Origin of the sequence: Amycolatopsis sp. (assembly GCF_025464955.1) — a bacterium.
Classification (GTDB): Bacteria; Actinomycetota; Actinomycetes; order Mycobacteriales; family Pseudonocardiaceae; genus Amycolatopsis.
Genome location: NZ_JAODNM010000002.1, coordinates 1 through 4692 on the forward strand (window position 1 = coordinate 1; position 4692 = coordinate 4692).

General features: G+C 67.2%; 4 protein-coding genes. 3 read left to right on the forward strand and 1 reads right to left on the reverse strand.

What is annotated here, in order from left to right; genetic code table 11:
• Positions 1-317 precede the first annotated feature (317 nt).
• Together JWQ81_RS00040 and JWQ81_RS00045 are read left to right on the forward strand one after the other, a co-directional pair.
• Positions 318-1304 (forward strand): alpha/beta hydrolase family protein, encoded by a 987-nt coding sequence (locus JWQ81_RS00040; RefSeq protein ID WP_297536548.1) that lies wholly within the window; start codon positions 318-320, stop codon positions 1302-1304.
• 100 nt (positions 1305-1404) lie between these two features.
• Positions 1405-2544 (forward strand): acyl-CoA dehydrogenase family protein, encoded by a 1140-nt coding sequence (locus JWQ81_RS00045; RefSeq protein ID WP_297536550.1) that lies wholly within the window; start codon positions 1405-1407, stop codon positions 2542-2544.
• On the opposite strand, the gene JWQ81_RS00050 is transcribed toward JWQ81_RS00045, so the two are convergent.
• The gene (locus JWQ81_RS00050; RefSeq protein WP_297536552.1) at positions 2541-3725 is read right to left on the reverse strand and encodes an aminotransferase class V-fold PLP-dependent enzyme; all 1185 of its coding nucleotides are present in this window, start codon (positions 3723-3725) and stop codon (positions 2541-2543) included. The genes JWQ81_RS00045 and JWQ81_RS00050 overlap by 4 nt on opposite strands.
• A gap of 51 nt (positions 3726-3776) precedes the next feature.
• Here JWQ81_RS00050 and JWQ81_RS00055 point away from each other — a divergent pair, with 51 nt between their 5' ends.
• The gene (locus JWQ81_RS00055; RefSeq protein ID WP_297536554.1) at positions 3777-4439 is read left to right on the forward strand and encodes a GntR family transcriptional regulator; all 663 of its coding nucleotides are present in this window, start codon (positions 3777-3779) and stop codon (positions 4437-4439) included.
• The last annotated feature ends 253 nt before the right edge of the window (positions 4440-4692 follow it).

Sequence of the window (4692 nt, forward strand, 5' to 3'; positions counted from 1 at the left end):
CGAGTGGTACAACACTAATCGCCGACATTCCTCTATCGGGATGATCAGTCCTGTGTGCTACGAGCAATCCCTGACAGGTGCAGCGAAAGCTGCTTAACCCACTGTCCACCGCTCGGGGGGAACCTCATTCGTCTCACCAGTTCGACTACGCAGCCCCCCGAAATGTGAGGGCAGCTGCGACCAAGGGAGCCGTCGGCACTCCGTCGCTGGACGGCGGCATAGGCTGAGAACCAACCAGAAGTGGGTACTTCCTTGACAGCACCCGTGGATAGCCCCAATTCTTCGCTCACCCACTGCCGGTTCGATGGAGGACTTGGATGCGTTTCAGGGCGGTACTGCTCATCGCGACCCTGCTGTTCAGCGGGCTCATGGCCACTCCGGCGTCCGCGCGGGAAGACGTCGCGACCGTCGTCAGCGAGAAGGCGATCAGCCCCCGTTTACTGGAGCTGCAGGTGCATTCCGACGCGCTGGACGCCACCGTCGGTGTGCGCGTGCTGTTGCCGAAGGACTGGACGAAGTACCGGCATCGGACATGGCCGACGCTGTATCTGTTGCACGGCGCCAACGACAACTACCAGTCGTGGACCGACAAGACCGACGTCACCGCGTTCACCGCCGACACCGACGCGCTGATCGTGATGCCCGACGCGGGTGTCGTCGGGTTCTACTCGAACTGGTACAACGCCGGAAAGGGCGGCGCGCCGGCATGGGAGACCTTCCACCTCACGGAGTTGCGCAGGCTGCTGGAGAAGAAGTTCCGTGCCGGACCTCTGCGCGCGGTGGCCGGCTTGTCGATGGGCGGGCTCGGGGCGCTGGACTACTCCGCGCGGCACCCGGGCTTCTTCCGCGCGGTGGCTTCCTACAGCGGTCTGGTGAACACGACGTATGTGAACCAGACCCAACAGGCGTCCGCCCTGATCCAGGGTTATCTGGTCCGGGCTGGGTTCGACAAGGACGCCTTGTGGGGCGACCCGGTCGCGCAGGCCAGGGTCTGGTCCGCGCACAACCCGTACGATCTGGCGGCGCGGCTCCGTTGCATCCCCGTGTTCATCTCCGTCGGCAACGGCCAGGTCGGTCCGCTCGACCCGCCGGGCGCCAAGCCGGACCTGCTCGAAGGCGCGCTCGGCGAGGAGACCGGGCCCGCTATCGCGCACTTCCGGGCGGAACACGTGTCCGTCACCAGCGACCTCTACGGGGCGGGCACCCACTCGTGGCCGTACTGGCAGCGCGAACTGCACAAGTCGTTCCCGATGCTGATGCGGTCGATCGGGGCCTCCTTCAGGATCCCAGCGACCGCAGGCTGATCGACGCGACGTTTCAGACATAGCGCAGCTTGTCGTTCTTGACGGTCGGGGTCGCCCACACGGATTACAGTGCCAGGAGGAACGCCAACGGGAGGTGTCGGTGGACGCGGAGGACTTCGGGCAGGTACTCGGTGTGGTACGCGAGTTCGTCCGGAACGAGGTCGTGCCGCGGGAGACGTGGATCGACGAGCACGACGAGATCCCGCGCGACATCCGGGACAAGGCCGCCGGGCTCGGGCTGTTCGGCTGGGCGTTGCCGGTGGACTTCGGCGGGCTCGGCCTCGCGATGGCCGAAGACGTCGCGCTCGCCATCGAACTCGGCTACACCACACCCGCGTTCCGCTCGCTGTTCGGCACGAACAACGGCATCGCCGGGAAGGCGATCGTCGACTACGGCCGCGAAGACCAGCGGTCGTACTGGCTGCCGAAACTCGCCGCCGGCGAGGCGATCGCGTCGTTCGCGCTGACTGAGGCCGAGGCCGGGTCCGACCCGAGCGGCCTGGTCAGCAAAGCGGTGTCCGACGGCAGCCAGTACGTCCTGACCGGCACAAAGCGGTTCATCACCAACGCGCCACTGGCCGACCTGTTCGTCGTCTTCGCCAGGACCGCCCCGGATTCGGTGGGCAGCAAGGGAATCTCCGCGCTGCTGGTGCCCGCGACACTGCCGGGCGTCACCGTCGGGCCGCACGACGCGAAGATGGGCCAAGGCGGCGCGTGGACGTCCGAGGTGTTCTTCGACGACGTCGCGGTGCCGTTCGACGCGCTGATCGGGGAGGAGGGCAAGGGCTTCCGGATCGCGATGGCGTCACTCGCGCGCGGCAGGTTGCACATCGCCGCGATCTGTGTCGGCATGGCCGGGCGCGCGCTCGAAGAAGCCGTCGAACACGCCCGGACCGCGCGCCAGGGTGGCAAGCCGATCGGCGAGCACCAGCTCGTGCAGGCCTTGCTCGCGGAGTCCTTCGCCGAGTTGCACGCCGGACGGTCGATGGTCCACGCGGCCGCGGCGGCCTACGACTCGGGTGAAGACCGCAAGCTCGGGCCGTCCGCGGCGAAGCTGTTCTGCACCGAGATGCTCGGCCGCGTCGCCGACCGCGCGGTGCAGGTCTTCGGCGGCATGGGCTACATGCGGGGCGTGACCGTGGAGCGGATCTATCGCGACGCGCGCCTGTTCCGGATCTACGAGGGCACGAGCGAGATCCAGAAGCTGGTCATCGCCAAGCAGCTGCTCGACCCGCGTTAGCGCTTCTCCAGTTCGCTGGTCAGCTGGGCGATCTCGTCGTCGGTGTTGTAGTAGTGCACCGACGCGCGGACGAGGTCGGGCAGGTTCCTCGCGGTGAAGTCGTACTGGGCCGACTCGCGGGAGGCCACCGTCGTGGTGATCTTCGCTTTCGCGAGCCGCTGCTTGACGTCCGCGGCCCCGACGCCGTCGACGCTGAACGTGACGATGCCGCACTGTCGCTCGCCTTGGTCGTGGACGGTCACGCCGTCGACGTCGCGCAACGCTGTTCGCAGGCGCGCGCCCAGCGCAATGACCCGCTCCTCGATCGAGTCCAGGCCCCAGGCGAGCGCGTAGTCGACGGCCGCGCCGAGACCAAGAGTGCCGGCGACACTGCTTTCCCACAGCTCGAACCTGCGCGCCGTGGGGTCGACGCGGTACTCGCCGGGCGCGGTCCAGACGGCCGAGTGCAGGTCGAGCACCGCCGGTTCGAGACGCTCGCGCAGGCGCGGGTGGACGTAGAGGAACCCCGTCCCGCGCGGTCCTCGCAGGTACTTGCGGCCGGTGCCGCTGAGCGCGTCGCATTTGATGCGTCGGACGTCGAGATCCAGCTGCCCGACGGACTGGCAGGCGTCGAGGAGGAACGGGATCCCCGCCTCCGAAGCGACTTCGCCGATCTTCTCGGCCGGGTTGATCAAGCCGCCTTGGGTGGGCACGTGGGTCGTGGTGATCAGCTTGACCCGGTCGTCGACACGGCGTCGTAGGTCGGCGACGTCGAGCTGGCCGCTCTCGTCGTCGTCAACGACCTCGACGATCGCGCCGGTGCGGCGCGCGATCTGCAGGTAGGAGATCGCGTTGCTGGCGTACTCCGAGCGGCAGGTGAGGATCTTGTCGCCCGCTTCGAAGTTCAGCGCGTAGAAGATCGCCTGCCAGGACCGCGTCGCGCTGTCGGTGATCGCGATGTCGTCGTGCTCGGCGCCCAGCAACGTGGCCAGCGAGGTGTAGACGCCGTCGAGGCGGTCGCCGGCGTCGGCCGCGGCTTCGTACCCGCCGGAAAGCGACTCCGCCCGCAGGTGGGCAATGACCGTTTCGGTGACCAACGCGGGCTGTAACGCCGCGCCCGCGTTGTTGAAGTGCGTGAGACCCGCGCATCCCGGGGTCTCGTCGCGGGCACGCCGGATGTCATCTTGCTGAAGACTCGCCATATGAACTGAATACAGTAGGATCGAACTGTATGCAACTGACGGGAGCTCAAGGTGGCCAAGGAGCTGCTTCGGCGTGACCTCGCCGAGGAGATCACCGCTCGTGTCCTCGACGGGAGGTTGGCCGCCGACGCCCGGATCAACGAGGTCCACCTCGCGAGGGAGCTCGGCGTCAGCCGCACGCCGTTGCGCGAGGCGCTGATCGGGCTGGCCGGACGCGGTCTGCTCACGGCCGACCCTGGCCGGGGGTTCCTCGTGCCGCCGCTGGATCTCGAGGAGGCGCGTCAGCTGTATCCGCTGGTCGCCGAGCTCGAGGTCCTCGCGTTGCGCTGGTCGTCGCCGCAGGACCTGGTCGGCTTGACCGACCGGCTCGAACTGCTGAACGGCGAGCTGGCGGCCGCGGTCGACGCCGGCCTCGAACTGTCCGAACTGGACGATCGGTGGCACGCGATGTTGCTGTCCCGGTGCGGGAACCCGCATCTGCTGCGGCTGATCGAGCAGACCAAACCCCTGCTCAACCGGTACGACGTGCTCTATTTCGGTGGTGCCGAACGGGCGAGGCAGAGTATCGGGGAACACGCTGAGATCGTCGACGCGATCCTGGCCGGAGACCTGGCCGAGGCGAGCCGGTGGCTCGTGCGCAACTGGGTCAAGACGACGTCGTACTTCGGGGAATCCACCGAGGAGGGCACTTTTCCACAAAAGCGCCCTGGTTGAGACTTAAACGAGGGCACTTTTGGACAAGAGTGCCCTGCTTGAAAGCTCAACGAGGGCACAAAAGTACAAAAGTGGCTCTTCGGTCGTCTGTGTGGGTGCTGGTTGCTGTGGACTGGCTGCGTTTTGCCGCAGCAAGGGCCGGGTCGTGTACGGCGAATGCCGGTGTCCGGAGCTGGGTGTGGGACTCGCCGGTCTGAACTGTGGGACTCGCCCTCGCTGAATGTGGGACTCGCACAGCCCATCGGCGAGTCCC